Raw genomic sequence first — 15,503 nt, 5'->3', positions numbered from 1 at the left:
GTTTCCTCAGCCCTCGATCGGCCAGTTCAGGACCTCGGAGATACCGCGGCCCATGATCCATTCAAGCTCCTCGGGCGTGAAGTCCCAGTGCTTGGTGAACTGCTCGATCGTGTCGGTGTAGGTGATGCCGTGGCCGAGCAGCCGGGTGATGTCGGTGCCGTAGAAGCAGCGCTGCGGTCCCATCTTGTCGACCATCTCGCGCACGTACTTCTGGATGTTGCCGTTCGGGAAGGGCTGGGTGGAGTAGCCCGGCAGCGCCGACACCTTGACGTAGATGTTCGGGTGGACGTGCAGGTCGGCGGTCTCCGAGACCCAGTAGCCGATCGCGTCGTCGACGCAGCGGGCCATGATGCCCATGTGATCGATGATGATCTTCAGCTCGGGGTGCTTGGCGGCGATCTCGCCCAGCTCCCGCTTCCAGATCGGCGCGTGGACCATGGTCGGGATGCCCAGTTCCTCGGCGATCGGCCAGTACCAGTCGTTGGTGCCGTCGATCATCCAGTTGCGGTCCTGCGGCCGGTGGAAGGTGAGCCGGGTGCCCTTCACATGCGGGTTCTGCGCGAAGTCCCGGAGCATCGCCTTGCCCTCTTCGGGCTTGTTCTGCGGGATGCGGGCCATGATGCCGAACCGGTCCGGGTGGGCCTCGCAGGCCTCCAGGGCGTAGTCGATGCGGTCGCCCTCCCAGGACGGCGGCAGGATCAGCGCCCGGTTCACGCCGGCCTCGTCCATCAGCTCCAGGGCCTCCTCGTAGGAGAAGGGGTCCTCGCGGTGGCCGTTGAGCCGGATCCGCTCCCGGGCGCCGGGCACCCAGGGGCGGTCCGGGGTCTCTTCCTTCCAGATGTGGATCTGCGTGTCGACGACGAACATGTCCGGACTCTTTCTCTCGGAGGGGGGTGGTGGAGCGGTATGGAAGGAACGCTAGGCGGCCGGTGCGCTCTTGCGGAGATCCCGGAGCGCAAGCTGTTGTTGCGCGGAAGTGCGCTGTTCGCGGGGTGTGCGGCCGCTGTCTCAGGCGTCGTCGAAGACGGCCGAGGTGATGTGTTCGGCGATCGCCATGGAGGCCGTGGCGGCCGGCGAGGGGGCGTTGCGTACGGCCGTGATCCGGCCGACCCGGTGGACACGGAAGTCGTCGACGAGCGTGCCGTCCCGGTCCAGCGCCTGGGCGCGCACGCCCGCGCCCCCGCGCACCACGTCGCGGACGCCGACGCCCGGCACGTACAGCTCGGCGTCCTTCATGAAGGCGGCCCTGGAGAACGAGCCGCGGTACTCCTTGATGCCGGTGCGCCAGTGCTGTGCGGCCATCCGCCAGGCACCGGGGTAGGCGGCGAGAGCCAGCAGGTCCCGGGGCGAGACCCGGCTGCGCCGATAGCCCTCCTTGGCGAGGGCGAGGACGGCGTTGGGTCCGACCTCCACCGAGCCGTCGACGCGCGGGGTGAAGTGCACGCCGAGGAAGGGATAGCGCGGGTCGGGTACCGGGTAGACGAGGCCGCGCACGAGATGCGCCCGGTCCGGCCTGAGCAGCATGTACTCGCCGCGGAAGGGGATGATCCGGGGCTCCGGTCCGTCCTGCGCCAGCCGGGCGACGGTGTCGGACTGGAGGCCGGCACAGAGGATCAGCCGGTCCACCCGGACCCGGTCCGCTCCGCAGGCCACCTCGACGCCGCCGGGCACGGTGGTGATCGAGGTGACCGGGAAGCCGAGTCGCACCTCGCCGCCCGCGTCCACGACGTCCTGGGCGAACGCACGGGCTATCGCCGGGTAGTCGGTGATCGCGGTGCGCGGGGAGTGCAGGGCCGCGATACCGCCGACATGCGGCTCCAGCTCCTTGATCTCCGCCCGCGAGATCCTCCGCAGCTCCGGTACGTGGTTGTTCCGCGCCCGCTGGTACAGGTTCTCCATCCGGCCCAGCTCGTCCTCGCGGACCGCCACGACCAGCTTGCCGATCTCGTCGTACGGCAGCTGCCGGTCCCGGCAGTACTCGCGCAGCAGGGACACGCCCCGCACGCACAGGTCGGCCTTGAGACTGCCGGGTGTGTAGTAGATGCCGGCGTGCACCACACCGGAGTTGTGGCCGGTCTGGTGCCGGGAGACCTCCTGCTCCTTCTCGAACACCACGACCTGGGTGCCGGGGCGGCGCAGGGCGATCTCACGGGCCGTGGCCAGGCCCACGATGCCGGCCCCGACGACGCCGACCGTCTCGTCAGCCATGGGTCCGCTCCGGTGCGCCGATGTGGACGGCCACCGTCTTGACGCGGGTGGAGAACCTCAGGACTTCCTCGCCCTGCTCCTTGTAGCCGGTACCGGAGTCGTGGAAGCCGCCGAAGGGCAGGTGGACGTCCCAGCCGGTGGTCGTCGTGTTGACCGCGACCTGCCCGCACTCGGCCTCGTCGGCGAAGCGGTACGCCGAGCCGAGGTCGCGGGTGAAGACGGCGGCGGCGAGCCCGAAGCCGGAGTCGTTGACCGCCGCCACGGCCGCGGTGAAGTCGTCGACCGCGCGGACGGCGAGGACGGGCCCGAAGACCTCCTCCCGCCAGACGGCCATGTCCGGGGTGACGCCGGTGAGGACGGTGGGTTCCACGTAGCAGCCGTGCGGCCGCCCGGTGTCCGCCCCGCCCCCCGTGAGCACGGTCGCGCCCTGCTCCACCGCCCTGTTCAGGTCGGCGAGGACGCCGTCCCGCTGCTTGGGACTCGACAGGGGGCACAGGGTGGTGGCCGGGTCGGTGCCGGGGCCGACGGTGAGCGCCCGCACCTCCGCGGCCAGCAGCGTGACGAACCCGTCGTACACCGGCTGCTCCACGATCACCCGGCTGGTGGCCGTGCAGCGCTGCCCGGCCTGGCCGAAGGAGGCGGCCACGACGGCCTTCGCGGCGGCCGGCAGATCGGCGTCGCGCAGCACCACCGAGGCGTTCTTGCCGCCCAGTTCGCCCTGGAAGCGGACGTTGCGGTCGACGAGGCGGCGCCGGATGCGGTTGCCCACGGCGTTGGAGCCGGTGAAGGTGATGCCGACGATCCGGGGGTCGTCGAGGAGCGCCTCCTCGATCTCGGCGGTCCGGCCGGTGACGACGTTGAGGACGCCCGCGGGCAGGCCCGCGTCGTACAGGGCACGGGCGAGGTGCAGTCCGGCCAGAGGCGTCTCGGTGGCCGGCTTGAAGACGGCCGCGTTGCCGGTGGCGAGCAGCGGGGCGAGCTTGCGGGCCGGGGTGATCAGCGGGTCGTTCCAGGGGCTGATCACGAGGATCACGCCGATCGGCTCGCGCTGGGTGTGCGTACGGTGGTCGGGACGTACGTCGTGCAGCAGGGTGCCGTAGCCCTGGCGGGCGAGGCCCGCGTAGTACTCCAGGAAGTCGGCGGCCTTCAGGGTCTCGCCGGTCGACTCGGCCAGGGTCTTGCCGTTCTCGGCGGTGACGTCGGCGGCGATCTCCCCGGCCCGCTCCCGGATCAGCCTGGCCGCCTCGGTGAAGACCCGGGCCCGTTCGAAGGGGCTGGTGCGCTTCCAGCCGGCGAAGCCGCGCTCGGCGTGGTCGTAGGCCCGGGTGACGTCCTTGGCGGACAGGGCCGGAACGCGGGCGAAGGGGGTACGGACGTCGGCGGGGTCGTGGACGTCGATCCATTCGCCGGTCCTCACCCACTCCCCGCCCAAGAGGGTTTCCACAGTGCGCATGGAGATCACTTCCTTCGTCGTCCGCGCTGCCGCCCGTGCGGGCCGTCTGCGACAACACACCATGTGGGAGGGGGTCCACCAGCCCCGCGGGGGCAGGCATTGGTTGCGCTGTGCGCGGGCCGTCGGGCGAATGATCCATGCTGGAATCGGCGGACCGGACAAGTACCGAGGAGAAGACGGATGGCATACACAGTCGTCGCCCACTATCGATGCGCGCCCGCCGACGAGGCCGTGGTGCGCGCGGCGCTGCTGAAGGCGCGGGAGGCCACGCGGACGGAGCCCGCGAACCTGATGTACGAGGTGCACGTCGTGGAGGGCGAGCCGGGTGGGTTTCTGTTGTACGAGCGGTATGTCGACCGGGAGGGGTTCGAGGCGCACAAGGCGGCCGAGCACTTCAAGGAGGTCGTCGTGGGGGTGGTGTGGCCGTTGCTGACCGAACGCACGGTGACCTTCGCCGAGGTCATCTAGCGTCTGCCGGGCTCAGGTGCGTTCCGGGGCGCGGGTTGTGTGTGGTTGCTCGCGCAGTTCCCCGCGCCCCGCAAAGCAAAAGAAGGGGCGCACTGCAGCGCCCCTTTCTTTCAGGGGCGCGGGGAACTGCGCGAGCAACCACGACGGCGCCGCAGTCGGCCGATCAGCGGTCAGAACTCGTTGCCCCAGCAGTACCGGGCGATGGTCTCGACCAGCACCAGCTTGCGGCGTTGGTCCTCCGCGGTCAGCAGGGGCCGCGATGCCACATCCGCGAAGCCCCGCGACGGCGACACCGCGCCGTCCTCCAGGTCCTTGAACTCGCCGACCGCGTCCATACGGGACATCACGGTGTCGATGTCCTCCAGCTCCGGCGCCGTCGCGTCGACCACGCCCAGGCAGAAGTCCCGGTCGTCCGGGAGCGCCTTGACCAGGTCGAGTTCCGCCTGCGTGCCCTGGTCGAACGGGAGGATCCAGCGGTCGGCGCCGATGCCGGCGTACAACTGCTCGGCGCGGGCCCGGTCCACCTCGTGCGGGGCCGACCAGCCGGGGGCGAGGCCGATACGGACGCCGTCCGGGCGCTCGTCCGGTCCTACCGCCAGGGCGTCCACGGCCAGCGCGTCCGCGAAGGACAGGGCGCCCGGGTCGGCCGGGTCGGTGCCGAGCTGGGCGAGCAGCAGCGGGTTGTCGAGCTGGATCAGGCGGACGCCCTTCGCTATCAGGAGCTCGATCTCGGCCCGGACGATCTCCGCGAGGGCCTCCCCCAGCTCCCGGGCCGAGGAGACGCCGAGGCCCGGCCGATAGGTGGTGGCCGCCAGGTACGCCGGGGACGGCAGCGTGGCCTTCGGGGCGATCACCGTCAGTTCGGCGAGCTGGGCGGCCCGGTCGGCGAGCAGCGGGCCGTTGGCCTTGGGGAGGGACTCGGCGATCCAGCGGACCAGGCCGTCCGGGGCCGCCTCGTCGGTACGGCGGAAGCCCGACACGCCGTCGAGGACCGCACTGCGGAAGTCCTCGCGCGGGAAGTCGCCGTCGGTGACGACGGTGGAGCGCAGCTTGCGCTGGTAGGCGACCGCCTCCCGGACCGCCGTGTCGACGGCCTCCGGGTCGGCGGTGGACAGGCCTGCCGGGCGGACCAGGCTGCCGTGGTGGTCGATGCGGTAGTTGAACGTGTCCGCCATGATGTCAGTCCTTTCCGCCGGCGACGCCCCAGGCGGCGAACTCCAGCTCGTAGCCGAGGGCCTTCAGGACCTCCTCGGCGATCCGCTGGTCCTCGTCCGCGGTGCCCCCGGCGATGCCGAGTCCGCCGATGATCTCGCCGTCCTTCTTGATGGTGAGGCTGCCCTCGGTGGCCATGATCGGCAGCGCGGCGCCGGGGAGCTGGGAGAGCTGGGAGAAGAAGACCGGCTGGGACTCCTGCCACTTCTTCAGCATCGTGCCGGGGCGCTGCATGATCGCCGCGGTGTAGGCCTTGGCGCGGGCGATGTCGGGGGTGAGCGGGCGGGCGCCGTCGGGGCGGCGGATCGCGATCGGGAAGCCGCCGGCGTCCACGACGGCGACGCTCACCGCCTTGCCGATCTCCTGGGCGCGCTGGTGGGCGGCGCCGATGATCTCCTCGGCGGCGGCCAGGGTGAGGCTGGTCATGCTGAATCCTTCGGTGCGGTGAGGGTGCGGCGGAGCCGGGCGACGGCGGCGTTGTACCGCCCGGGTGTCTCCCAGTACATGGAGTGCGGGGCGTCCGGGACGATCTCCAGGTGCGAGCCGGCCAGCAGTTCGTGGGCGCGGGTGACCGTCTTGACGCTGAGGACGGCGTCCTTCTCGCCCGCGAGGAAGGCGACCTTGACGCCGCAGGCCTCGATCTCCTCCAGGGAGGGGCCGTTGGTGTCGAGGTTGCGGAGGTCCTGCATCCTGGCGACGTTGAAGGTGCCCATCTGCTGGAACAGGAAGGTGAGGTCGGCCCGTTCGCGCTGGAACGACCTGGTCAGCAGCCGGTCGATGACGGGCAGCTTCACGGCCTCGGCGCGGTCGGCGGCGGCCAGCTCCTTCAGCTCGGGGTGGCTGATGCCGCCCAGGGAGTGGCCGAGGACGACCGAGGAGACCCGCTCGGGGCGCAGCAGCCCGGCGCGCAGGGCGGCGACGGAGCCGATGGACTGGCCGACCAGCATGGCGTCGGTGATGTCCTCCCGGTCGAGGACGGCGACCACGTCTCCGGGGAAGTCCTGGCCGTCGAACTCCGCCATGGACGAGTCGGACTTGCCGAAGCCGCGCAGGTCCACGGTGAGGACCGTGAACTCCTCGCGCAGTGCGGCGACCTGCTGCCACCAGGCGGCGTGGTGGCCGCCGCTGCCGTGCACGAACAGGATCGCCGGGCCGCTGCCGTGGCGCTCGTAATAGATGGATGTGCCGTCGGAGTCGGCGATGGGCATGTGATGAACTCCCGTACTGATGCGCCTAGTTGGGGCGACGGCCGTGGTAGACGAGCTCGATCATGGTGTGGTCGGGGTCGTGGATGTAGCAGAACTTGGACTGGTTCTCGGGGCGTTCGATCGTCCGGGTGTGCCGGATGCCCAGTTCCTCGAGATGGGCGAGGAAGTCGTCCCAGTCGTCCACTTCGACGGCGAAGTGGTAGGGCGCCATGCGCTCCATCTCCTCGACGGGGGTGAAGTGCAGGTCGAAGTTGCCACGGGTCATCAGCACCACACGGGTGTTGGACTTGGGCATGATCCGCTTCATCCCGAAGACCTTGGTGTACCAGGCCGCGGTGCGATCGGGGTCGGTGGTGGGGAAGTTGACGTGGTGGATGTAGCGGGGTTCCGCGCTCATGAGTGGTTCCCTTCCAGATGTACGGGGTTGGACAGCACGCCGATGCCGCTGATCGCGACCTCGACGGTGTCGCCGGGGTCGATCTGGCAGGTGGACTCGGCTCCCATCCACAGCACGTCGCCGGGGTGCAGGGTGATGTGCCGGGTGATCTCGACGATGTGGTCGAAGGGGTCGAAGACCATGTCCCCGGTCGGGAACGTGGCGCGCACCTCGTCGTTGACGCTCAGGGTGGTCGTCTGGGCCAGTGCGTCGACCTCGGTCTCGATCCACGGCCCCATCGGCTTGAACGTGTCGCTGTTCTTGCTGCGCCAGAACGTGCGGTCCTGGTGCTGCCAGGTGCGGGCGCTGACGTCGTTGCCGATGGTCCAGCCGAAGACCGCCTTCCGGGCGTCGTCGTACGTCGCGTGCCGGACCGTACGCCCGATGACGGCGACGAGTTCCGGCTCGGCCTCGAAGCGTCCGGTCACCTCGGCCGGTCTGACGATCGGTGAACGGTGGCCGGTGAGCGCGTTGTTGGCCCGGTAGCCGACCTCGGGACGCTCGGGGGTCGCGGCGCCGGCGTGCTCGATGTGCCGGGGGTAGTTGTAGCCGACGGCGTAGAACACGCCCGGCACGACGGGCGGCAGCCAGACGGCACCGGCGACCGGGATCGTGCCGAGCACGCCGGGTTCGCCCTCCAGCGGTGACCCGGAGAGCAGTTCGACCCGGGTCTCCCCCACCCGGCCCCAGACCGCCCGGCCGTCCACCGAGACTCGCGCGTACCTCATGGCGTCAGCAGGTGGGAGACACGCTTGGTGACCAGGTAGGCGTCCAGCGCCTCCGGCCCGCCCTCCCGGCCGTACCCGCTGTCCTTGACCCCGCCGGAGGGCGCCTCGTGCACCGAGCCGCCGCAGTGGTTGAGCGAGAGGATGCCCGCCTCCAGCGCGTCCGAGAGCTTCTCGGCGGTGGCGGCCGACCTGGTGAAGCCGTAGGCGGCCAGGCCGTAGGGCAGCGAGTTGGCGGTGGCCAGGGCGTCGTCGAGATCGCTGAAGGGCACGATGGGCGCGAGCGGCCCGAACGGTTCTTCGGACATCAGGTCGGCGTCCGCCGGCACGTCGGTGAGCACGGTCGGCGCGAAGAAGTAGCCGGGCCGGTCGAGCCGTTCGCCGCCGGTGAGGACGGTGGCTCCCCTGCCGACCGCGTCCGCCGTCAGCCGTTCGGCCGACCGCAGCCGGCGCTCGTTCGAGAGCGGGCCCATGGTGGTGCCCTGGACCAGTCCGTCGCCGACGACGACGGCCTCGGCGGCCTTCACGAACTCGGCGGTGAAGTCCTCGACGAGGCTCTCGTGGACCAGGAAGCGGCTGGGCGAGGTGCACACCTGGCCGGCGTTGAAGAACTTGGCCTGGGCGGCTCGGCGGGCGGCCTGTCCGGGGTCGGCGTCGGCGCAGACGATGACCGGGGCGTGGCCGCCCAGCTCCATCAGGGAGGGCTTCATGACCTTGCCGGTCTCGGCGGCGAGGAGCTTGCCGACGGGCACCGAGCCGGTGAAGGCGATCATGCGGGTGACCGGGGAGGCGATGAGGTGGGCGGAGACCTCCGCGGGCTCGCCGAAGACGAGGTTGAGCACTCCGGCCGGCAGTCCCGCGTCCGCGTAGCACTCCACCAGGGCGGCGGCCGTCGCCGGGGTCTCCTCGGAGGCCTTGATGACGATGGAGCAGCCCGCGGAGAGGGCCGAGGAGATCTTGCGGTTGGGGCCGCCGACCGGAAAGTTCCAGGGCACGAAGGCGGCCACCGGGCCGATGGGTTCGCGGCGGACGGTGAGCACCGTGCCGGGCGCGGACGGGATGATACGGCCGTACGCGCGGCGGGCGTCCTCGGTGTGCCAGCGCAGGGTGTCGGCGGTACGCCTGGCCTCGCCCGTCGACTCGGCGAGCGTCTTGCCCTGCTCCAGGGTCATCACGCGGCCGATGCCGGCGGCGCGTTCGGAGATCAGGTCGGCGGCCCGGTCCAGGATCGCGCTGCGCTTCGCCACGGAGGTCGCGCGCCACACCCGGAACCCGTGCTCGGCGGCTTCGAGCGCGCGGTCGAGGTCGGCCGGGGTGGCGAGCGGGACCTCGCCGATCGTCTCCTCGGTGGCGGGGTTGACGACGGGGGCGGTCCGTCCGGAGCCGCCCTGGCACCACTCGCCCGCTATGTACATGCGGACGGCGGGATAGCCGTGGTCGGTGGTCATGAAGGGTGCCCTCTCAGGGTCAGGACGCGGTGGGGGCTTCCTGGTCGCGGTTGGTGCGCAGGGCCCAGATGTGGTGCGGCGGGGTCGTCTCGTGGACCCGGGTGCCGTACTTCTCGTCGGCCCGGTCCATGTCGGCGGCGTACTCGACGCGGCCGCCGCACGGGGCGTGCAGGAAGCGGAAGACGTTGGAGCCGATGGTGTGCCGGCCGAGCCTGCGGGCCTCCCGCCAGCCGTGCTCGATCATGTGGTTGCCGCCTTCGATGACGTCGTCGAAACCGGGTACCTCGTAGGCGATGTGGTTGACGCCCGCCTTGTCGGGGCGGTGGCACAGCAGCATGGTGTGCTGGTCGTCGTCGCCGGGGGCCTGCATGAAGACGCCCATCGGCTCGACCACGTCGGTCGGGCGGAACCCGAGCCGGTCGGTGTAGAAGCCGACGGCCGCCTCGCGGCCCTCCTTGGGGATGTTCAGGGCGACATGGCACATGCGCAGCGGCCGGACCCGGGTGATCGGTTCCAGGGCGGTGTTCCAGCGGGTGACGCTGCCGAGGGTGTTGGCCGGGCGGGGGGCCACCGGGGCCGGTGCGGGGCGGGCCATGGTCAGCCCGACGCCGAAGCCGGTCTCGTCGACGGTGTGGTGGACGCCGTCGGCGCTCTCCCGGACCTCGCGGTCCCGGCCCGCCGCCGTCACCAGGCGCTCCAGCTCCTGGGGGGTGTCGACGCCCCAGACGACCTCGCGCAGCGTCGGCCCGTCCTCGACGGGGGCCGGCAGCGACGGCGACGGCACGGTGTCGAGGTGCAGGGTCTGGGCGGTCCGGGTCACGAACACCGCGTGCTCGTCGGACCGTTCCACCAGCGACAGCCCGAAGTCGTCGAAGAACCGGACACAGACGCCGAGGTCGTCGATGGCGTAGGTGACCGATTCGATTCTCTGGATTCCCATGGATTCCTCGTTTCCGGGTCGCCTCGCGAGCGTAGGTTTCGGCTCGCGAGGGGCTCAATGGCCTGAGCTCTACGGAATGCGCAAGCGTTTCTTGCGGCCTGGGCCACTCGGCCGCGGGCCGCCCGGCCTACGACCGGATCGCGGGAATCGGGTTCTGCGCGAACCACCCGGCGAGGAAGTCCAGGAAGACGCTGATCTTGCGCGGGGTGTCCTGTCCGGGGCCGTAGATCGCGTAGAGCGGGCGGTCGGGTACGGCGAGGCCGGGCAGCAGCACCTGGAGGGCGCCGGAGACGAGGTCGTCGTAGACCGGGCGCTGGGGCAGCAGGGCGATGCCGCGGCCGTGCACCGCCGCCTTCTGCAGGGCGATGTAGGAGTTGGACGAGAACGCGATGTTGCGGATCTTGTGCAGGGTGCTGGCGTGCCCGTGGCCGATCCGCCAGACCGGGTCGTTGAGGTGGACCAGGCAGTCGTGGGCGGCGAGGTCGTTCGGGTGGGCGAGGGTGCCGCACCGCTCGATGTACTCGGCGGAGGCGCACAGCACGAACGGCAGTGAGGCGATCTTCTTCAGCCGGACGCTGGAGTCCCTGAGGTCCCGGGTGTGGAAGGCGACGTCGAATCCGCTGTCCAGGAAGTCGTAGGTACGGTCGGACATCCCGCCGAGCTCGAACCGGACCTGGATCTTCGGATGGGTCGCCGAGAACGCGGCGATGGCGTCCCCTAGGTCGAGGCTGCCTATCCACTTGGGACAGATGACGCTGAGGGTGCCCTCGGGCCGGTCGTGGAGCTGGGCGATGCCGGCGTCCTCGGCCTCGATCTCGTCGAGAATGCGGGCGGCGAACTCGGCGTACCGCTGGCCCGGCTCGGTGAGGCTCACGGAGCGGGCGGTGCGGTTGACCAGGCGTACGCCGATCTGCCGCTCCAGCTCCGCCACGTGCCGGGACACGAGCGAGCCGGAGGAGCCGAGCTTCTTGGCGGCTCCGCTGAAACTGCCGACCTGGGCGACGGTCACGAAGCTGTGCATGAGGAGCAAGCGATCCATTTTTCCTCCGAACGCGCGTGCGGCTCGCCCGCGCTGGTCACCCACACAAATCGAATGTCGGCAATCCTGTCAACGGCTACCTGCTTAAAAGATCCGCCGCGTTTCTCATGGTCAAGCCCTGCTCTGCGCCTCGTCCGGGGCGATCCGGCCATAGCCGCGGACGTCCGGGAACGGCGGCTCACGGTCGGCCTGGAGGTCCACCTGGAAGGTGTTGAGGCACATGCCGAGCATGGTGAAGTTGCCGAGCGCGCCGATCGTGTCGACCAGCCCCTTGGGGCCGAAGTGCGCCAGGGCGCGGGCGAAGGTCTCGTCGCAGACGAAGTGCTCCTCCAGGACCTCCCGGCAGAACTGGTAGAAGGCCTGGTCGGCCTCCGCCTCGAAGACCGCCTCGCGCTTCTCGGCGATGGCCTGCACGGCGGACTCCGGGACGCCGGCCTCGACGGCCTGGCGGACGTGGGCGTTCCAGGAGTACTGGGCGTCCCAGTTGCGGGCGGCCATCAGCAGGGTCAGTTCGCGCAGGTGCTCGGGAAGGCTGCAGTCGAAGCGGGCGAAGGCGCCGAGGGACTCCGCGCGCTCGCACATCTCCGGACTGTGCAGCCAGACCCGGAACGGGCCGCGGACGGCGCCGCGGCGGCCCGCGATCCGGGCGGCCAGCTCCTGCTGGCGCGGGTCCATGTCGTCTTCGCTGAGTACGGGGAGCCTCATGGGGCCGGTACCTGCCTTGTCTCTCCGGCGGCCGTGGATTGCGAGGTGACGCTACAGCCGCTTCGCGGGCCCTCACACCTCCCGGAGCGCAAGGTAAAACTGCACGCCAGGGGGCACCCGTTCGCGCGCCCGCGGCCTACCGTCGGTCCGCGTGTCAGGTACGTCGTACTGGAGAGGAACCCCCCGGATGACCACGATCATCAAGGCCGCGTCCGTGCCCCTGCTGGACCGCGGCGGCGCGGTCGTGACGACACCGCTCGTCACCACGCCGTCGGCGGGCGGGGAGAACCTCATCACCAGCGGCATGAGCGTCTACCCGGTGGGCTCGGGGGCGCCGCTGCACTCGCACAACTGCGACGAGCACGTCACCGTCCTGGAGGGCGAGGCGGAGGTGTGGGTGGACGGCGAGGTGACCCGGCTGGAGCGGTTCGACACCACGTACGTCCCGTCCCCCGTCCCCCACCTGTTCCGCAACGTCGGCGACACGCCGCTGCGGATCCTGTGGGTGTACTCGTCGGGGTACGTCACGCGGACCTTCACGGCCACCGGGAAGACGGTCGAGCACCTGTCGGCCGAGGACCAGATGGGCTGAGCCCGTGTGCCCTGGGACGTCCCAGCCGTCCCAGGGCACGCGGGGACGACATGGTGACGGCCCGGCCCGGAAACGCTCCGACTCGTGATCACCCTTCGTGGTCACCGGCACGACAGCACGGAGGTTTCCATGTCCCGTCGGATCCTGAAGAACGGCCTGCTGGCCACGGTCGCGGTGTTCGCGTTCCTGCCCACGGCCGGGGCCGCCACCGCGAGCGCCGCCACCCCGGTCCCCGCGCCCCAGGGAATCGTGCAGTACTACAACTACACCACCCTGCCCGCGCCGGCCGCCCACCATCCCCACCACCGGCACTACACGTACCGGACCGTGGGCCGCGTGACCACCCACCGGGTCGGGCTCAACGTCCGCTCCGGCCCGGGCACCCGCTACCGCGTGGTGAGCCACCGCCACAGCAACCGCCTCGTCCCGCTGACCTGCAGGACGTACGGCGGTTCGGTGCGCGGCACCCACACCTGGTACCGGCTCCCGCACCACAGGGGGTACGTCTCCGCCCACTACGTCCGGGTCGGCCACGCCGTCCCGTGGTGCTGACGGGCCCGCACCGCCGTACGCCCTGACCCCAGAGGCCTGTTCGGGAGCCCCGCGTTCCCGAACAGGCCTTCGACATGCACCTCTCGATTCACCGTCTTCACACCTGTTCGCCGATTGCGGGCCCGGTCCCGATGGGAAGCCATCCCGACAACAGGGGCGAAACGCCCATAGCGTAATGAAGTCGAGGCACGCCACATGCCGCACCCCGAAGGAGCGAGTACCACCCCGTCGGAAGAGTCGCCGGCGGCGAGGCTGCGCGAACTCAAGGAGCGTACGGGACTGAGCCTGGCGGCGCTGGCCGCCCGCACCCCGTACAGCAAGTCCGCCTGGCACCGCTATCTCTCCGGCGACAAACGGCCGCCGCGCCCGGCCGTGGAGGCCCTGGCCCGGCTGGCGGGCGCCGACCCCGCGGCCGTACTGGCGCTGTGCGAGGTCCCCGAGGGGCCGCCGGCCGCCGAGGCGGTCCAGGAGCGGCGGCCGGCGCGGCGGTGGTGGCGGCTGCCCCTGACCGCGCTGGCGCTGCTCACCGTGGCCGGGGTGACCGCCACCGCCGTGACCGTCTCGGACCGGCGGGGCGTGCAGGGCACCCAGCCGGTGTCGGGGGCGCCGCGCTGTCACGGCCGGTCCTGCCAGGGCGAGCTGCCGGACGCCTCGGCCTGCGCCCGGGACGCGCAGACCAAGAGCACCGTCACCGACGCCGCCTACGACGTCCGGCTGCGCTGGTCCCCCGCCTGCGGCACCGCCTGGTCCGAGGTACGGCTGCACACCCCGTACGCCCGGGAGGTCTCGGTCCGGGCCGGACAGGACGTGCTCTCCGCGAGCTATCCGGCCGAGGACTCCGTCGGCTACACCAGCCCGATGCTCGCGGTGCCGGCGCCCCGGGGCGTGGAGGCGTGTGCCGAGGTGGCGGGGCGGCTGGCCTGCACCGGGCTGGACGCGGAGCCCGCCGGCGAGCAGTAGGAAGGCGCCGCGCCCGTGGAAGGGGCGCGGCGCCGGACCGGTCCGGGGCGAACCGGTCAGTGGGCGGCGAGCAGCTTCTCCTGGTCGTCGCTGGCCTGCGGCTGCCGGGCCGAGCGCAGGGCGGCGATGCCGATGAACACCATCGAGGAGACACCGGCCAGCGCGAAGGCGGTGAAGCCCCAGTCGCCGTTGCCCGACGCGAGCAGCTGGCCGCCGAGCCAGGGGCCGAAGACGGCGCCGAAGCGGCCCATGCCGGAGGTCCAGCCGACGGCGGTGGCGCGGTTGTCCGGGGTGGAGCGGATGGAGACGGTCGCGTAGATCATCGTCTGGGCGCTGTTGAGGAAGACGCCGGTGAGGAAGACGACGAGGGTGGTCACGCCCATCGGCATGTGGGCGCTGAGCAGGTAGACACCGGCGGCGGTGAGGGCGAACCAGATCGCCGCGATGCGCGGGGCGCCGAACCGGTCGGCCGCCCGCCCCGCGACCAGCATGCCCACGATGCCGCCGAGGTTGAAGACGACGACGAAGGTCAGGGCGTTGGCGAGCTCGTAGCCCTCGGTGCGCATCAGGGTCGGCAGCCAGGTGGCGACGCCGTAGACCAGCAGCAGACCGCCGAAGGAGGCCAGCCAGTACAGCAGGGTCTGGAGCCACTCGCCGCCGCGGAACAGACCGAGCAGCGCGTCCCAGCGGTCGGCGGCGGTCTTCCTGGCGGTGACGGCCGGCAGTTCGACCTCGTAGCGGTCGGCCAGTGCGGTCGCCTCCTCGGTGCGGCCCTTGGCGACCAGGAAGCTCAGCGACTCGGGCAGCAGCTTCAGCAGGACCGGGACGAAGAGCAGCGGAAGGACGCAGACCCAGAACGCGGAGCGCCAGCCGTAGGGGTCGACCAGCCACTTGGCGACGTAGGCGGAGAGGATGCCGCCCGCGTGGTGGGCGGTCATCAGCACACCGATGGTGATCGCGATCCGGCCGCCCTTGGCGTAGTCGGAGACCATGCTGATCGCGGTCGGCAGCAGGCCGCCGAGGCCGACGCCGGCCAGGGTGCGGCCGAGGCCGAAGACCGCGAGGCTGCCGGAGATCGCGCAGACGGCGGAGGCGAGCGAGAACAGCGTGACGCAGGCGGTCATCAGCTGCTTGCGGCCGATGCGGTCCGCGACCGTGCCCGCGGTCAGGGCGCCCACCAGCATGCCGAAGGTGGCGTAGGAGCCGAGGTCGCCGGCCTTGTCCGGGGTGATGCCGAAGGTCTTGGTCTCCAGCAGGTGGGGCAGCACCGAGCCGTAGATGAACATGTCGAGGCCGTCGAAGAGCACGGCCAGCCAGCACAGTCCGATGACCAGCAGGGCCAGTCTGCTGCCGCGAGCGGACAGGGCGGTTGAGGAGGACATCTTTGTTTTCCTCTCGTCCAGGATGCGTTCCCTGGAGGGGAAGCGGTAGAGGGGGTCGACGCGGCTCGTGCAGCTGACCCGTGGTGCGTAGACGCTAAGGATCGGCGAGCAAAAACGTCAACAGTTTTGTCAACAATCACAGCAACAATCCGGACACCCGAGCGGCAAAGGGGGG

The 15,503-nt window shown here is 71.0% G+C and carries 17 protein-coding genes; 4 read left to right on the top strand and 13 right to left on the bottom strand.

Annotated features, from left to right (window positions below; genetic code table 11):
• Positions 1–6 precede the first annotated feature (6 nt).
• From IEZ11_RS25515 to IEZ11_RS25505, 3 genes are all read right to left on the bottom strand, one after another.
• Positions 7–867 (bottom strand): amidohydrolase family protein, encoded by an 861-nt coding sequence (locus tag IEZ11_RS25515; protein WP_189265205.1) that lies wholly within the window; start codon positions 865–867, stop codon positions 7–9.
• Between the two features lie 141 nt (positions 868–1,008).
• Complete coding sequence (gene lhgD, locus IEZ11_RS25510) at positions 1,009–2,208, bottom strand: L-2-hydroxyglutarate dehydrogenase (protein ID WP_189265204.1); 1,200 nt, start codon at positions 2,206–2,208, stop codon at positions 1,009–1,011.
• Positions 2,201–3,661 (bottom strand): aldehyde dehydrogenase family protein, encoded by a 1,461-nt coding sequence (locus IEZ11_RS25505; RefSeq protein WP_189265203.1) that lies wholly within the window; start codon positions 3,659–3,661, stop codon positions 2,201–2,203. Before IEZ11_RS25505 ends, lhgD begins: the two co-directional genes overlap by 8 nt.
• 180 nt (positions 3,662–3,841) lie before the next feature.
• Here IEZ11_RS25505 and IEZ11_RS25500 point away from each other — a divergent pair, with 180 nt between their 5' ends.
• A complete protein-coding gene (locus tag IEZ11_RS25500; protein WP_189265202.1) occupies positions 3,842–4,129 on the top strand; it encodes a putative quinol monooxygenase in 288 nt (95 codons plus the stop codon).
• Between the two features lie 170 nt (positions 4,130–4,299).
• Here the strand turns inward: IEZ11_RS25500 and IEZ11_RS25495 are convergent, their stop codons facing one another.
• The 9 genes from IEZ11_RS25495 to IEZ11_RS25455 form a co-directional block, all read right to left on the bottom strand.
• Entirely contained in the window at positions 4,300–5,304 is a 1,005-nt protein-coding gene (locus IEZ11_RS25495) for a uroporphyrinogen decarboxylase/cobalamine-independent methonine synthase family protein (protein ID WP_189265201.1), read from the bottom strand.
• Between the two features lie 4 nt (positions 5,305–5,308).
• Positions 5,309–5,767: a GlcG/HbpS family heme-binding protein gene (locus IEZ11_RS25490; RefSeq protein ID WP_189265200.1), complete on the bottom strand. Its 459-nt coding sequence runs from the start codon at positions 5,765–5,767 to the stop codon at positions 5,309–5,311.
• Positions 5,764–6,549 (bottom strand): alpha/beta fold hydrolase, encoded by a 786-nt coding sequence (locus IEZ11_RS25485; protein ID WP_189265199.1) that lies wholly within the window; start codon positions 6,547–6,549, stop codon positions 5,764–5,766. The genes IEZ11_RS25490 and IEZ11_RS25485 overlap by 4 nt, the downstream gene beginning before the upstream one ends.
• A 25-nt stretch (positions 6,550–6,574) precedes the next feature.
• Positions 6,575–6,946, bottom strand: coding sequence for a VOC family protein (locus tag IEZ11_RS25480; protein ID WP_189265198.1), 372 nt, complete (start codon positions 6,944–6,946; stop codon positions 6,575–6,577).
• A complete protein-coding gene (locus tag IEZ11_RS25475) occupies positions 6,943–7,713 on the bottom strand; it encodes a fumarylacetoacetate hydrolase family protein (protein WP_189265197.1) in 771 nt (256 codons plus the stop codon). Before IEZ11_RS25475 ends, IEZ11_RS25480 begins: the two co-directional genes overlap by 4 nt.
• Positions 7,710–9,158, bottom strand: coding sequence for an NAD-dependent succinate-semialdehyde dehydrogenase (locus IEZ11_RS25470; RefSeq protein WP_189265196.1), 1,449 nt, complete (start codon positions 9,156–9,158; stop codon positions 7,710–7,712). The genes IEZ11_RS25475 and IEZ11_RS25470 overlap by 4 nt, the downstream gene beginning before the upstream one ends.
• Positions 9,159–9,177: 19 nt before the next feature.
• A complete protein-coding gene (locus IEZ11_RS25465; protein ID WP_189265195.1) occupies positions 9,178–10,098 on the bottom strand; it encodes a VOC family protein in 921 nt (306 codons plus the stop codon).
• Positions 10,099–10,225: 127 nt separating this feature from the next.
• Positions 10,226–11,137 (bottom strand): LysR family transcriptional regulator, encoded by a 912-nt coding sequence (locus IEZ11_RS25460; protein WP_189265194.1) that lies wholly within the window; start codon positions 11,135–11,137, stop codon positions 10,226–10,228.
• 111 nt (positions 11,138–11,248) lie between these two features.
• On the bottom strand, positions 11,249–11,812 hold the full coding sequence (locus IEZ11_RS25455) for a carboxymuconolactone decarboxylase family protein (protein WP_189265408.1): 564 nt from the start codon (positions 11,810–11,812) through the stop codon (positions 11,249–11,251).
• A gap of 217 nt (positions 11,813–12,029) precedes the next feature.
• Here IEZ11_RS25455 and IEZ11_RS25450 point away from each other — a divergent pair, with 217 nt between their 5' ends.
• The 3 genes from IEZ11_RS25450 (at position 12,030) to IEZ11_RS25440 (ending at position 13,946) form a co-directional block, all read left to right on the top strand.
• Positions 12,030–12,434, top strand: coding sequence for a cupin domain-containing protein (locus IEZ11_RS25450; RefSeq protein WP_189265193.1), 405 nt, complete (start codon positions 12,030–12,032; stop codon positions 12,432–12,434).
• 129 nt (positions 12,435–12,563) lie between these two features.
• On the top strand, positions 12,564–12,986 hold the full coding sequence (locus IEZ11_RS25445) for an SH3 domain-containing protein (RefSeq protein WP_189265192.1): 423 nt from the start codon (positions 12,564–12,566) through the stop codon (positions 12,984–12,986).
• Positions 12,987–13,181: 195 nt separating this feature from the next.
• The gene (locus IEZ11_RS25440) at positions 13,182–13,946 is read left to right on the top strand and encodes an XRE family transcriptional regulator (protein ID WP_189265191.1); all 765 of its coding nucleotides are present in this window, start codon (positions 13,182–13,184) and stop codon (positions 13,944–13,946) included.
• Positions 13,947–14,002: 56 nt separating this feature from the next.
• Here IEZ11_RS25440 and IEZ11_RS25435 read toward each other — a convergent pair whose 3' ends face one another.
• Positions 14,003–15,328 carry an MFS transporter gene (locus tag IEZ11_RS25435; RefSeq protein WP_189265190.1) on the bottom strand — a complete coding sequence of 442 codons (1,326 nt, stop codon included), beginning with the start codon at positions 15,326–15,328 and terminating at the stop codon, positions 14,003–14,005.
• Between the last annotated feature and the right edge of the window lie 175 nt (positions 15,329–15,503).

The organism is Streptomyces fuscichromogenes (genome assembly GCF_014645815.1).
GTDB lineage: Bacteria > Actinomycetota > Actinomycetes > Streptomycetales > Streptomycetaceae > Streptomyces > Streptomyces fuscichromogenes.
The sequence above is the reverse complement of the archived record's forward strand: the minus strand, read 5'-3'. Positions and strand labels throughout refer to the sequence as shown.

Bases quoted from the DNA above. Each gene is read 5' to 3' on its own strand.
- IEZ11_RS25515 (WP_189265205.1), bottom strand. From the start codon at position 867: ATGTTCGTCGTCGACACGCAGATCCACATCTGGAAGGAAGAGACCCCG.
- lhgD (WP_189265204.1), bottom strand. From the start codon at position 2,208: ATGGCTGACGAGACGGTCGGCGTCGTCGGGGCCGGCATCGTGGGCCTG.
- IEZ11_RS25505 (WP_189265203.1), bottom strand. From the start codon at position 3,661: ATGCGCACTGTGGAAACCCTCTTGGGCGGGGAGTGGGTGAGGACCGGC.
- IEZ11_RS25500 (WP_189265202.1), top strand. From the start codon at position 3,842: ATGGCATACACAGTCGTCGCCCACTATCGATGCGCGCCCGCCGACGAG.
- IEZ11_RS25495 (WP_189265201.1), bottom strand. From the start codon at position 5,304: ATGGCGGACACGTTCAACTACCGCATCGACCACCACGGCAGCCTGGTC.
- IEZ11_RS25490 (WP_189265200.1), bottom strand. From the start codon at position 5,767: ATGACCAGCCTCACCCTGGCCGCCGCCGAGGAGATCATCGGCGCCGCC.
- IEZ11_RS25485 (WP_189265199.1), bottom strand. From the start codon at position 6,549: ATGCCCATCGCCGACTCCGACGGCACATCCATCTATTACGAGCGCCAC.
- IEZ11_RS25480 (WP_189265198.1), bottom strand. From the start codon at position 6,946: ATGAGCGCGGAACCCCGCTACATCCACCACGTCAACTTCCCCACCACC.
- IEZ11_RS25475 (WP_189265197.1), bottom strand. From the start codon at position 7,713: ATGAGGTACGCGCGAGTCTCGGTGGACGGCCGGGCGGTCTGGGGCCGG.
- IEZ11_RS25470 (WP_189265196.1), bottom strand. From the start codon at position 9,158: ATGACCACCGACCACGGCTATCCCGCCGTCCGCATGTACATAGCGGGC.
- IEZ11_RS25465 (WP_189265195.1), bottom strand. From the start codon at position 10,098: ATGGGAATCCAGAGAATCGAATCGGTCACCTACGCCATCGACGACCTC.
- IEZ11_RS25460 (WP_189265194.1), bottom strand. From the start codon at position 11,137: ATGGATCGCTTGCTCCTCATGCACAGCTTCGTGACCGTCGCCCAGGTC.
- IEZ11_RS25455 (WP_189265408.1), bottom strand. From the start codon at position 11,812: ATGGACCCGCGCCAGCAGGAGCTGGCCGCCCGGATCGCGGGCCGCCGC.
- IEZ11_RS25450 (WP_189265193.1), top strand. From the start codon at position 12,030: ATGACCACGATCATCAAGGCCGCGTCCGTGCCCCTGCTGGACCGCGGC.
- IEZ11_RS25445 (WP_189265192.1), top strand. From the start codon at position 12,564: ATGTCCCGTCGGATCCTGAAGAACGGCCTGCTGGCCACGGTCGCGGTG.
- IEZ11_RS25440 (WP_189265191.1), top strand. From the start codon at position 13,182: ATGCCGCACCCCGAAGGAGCGAGTACCACCCCGTCGGAAGAGTCGCCG.
- IEZ11_RS25435 (WP_189265190.1), bottom strand. From the start codon at position 15,328: ATGTCCTCCTCAACCGCCCTGTCCGCTCGCGGCAGCAGACTGGCCCTG.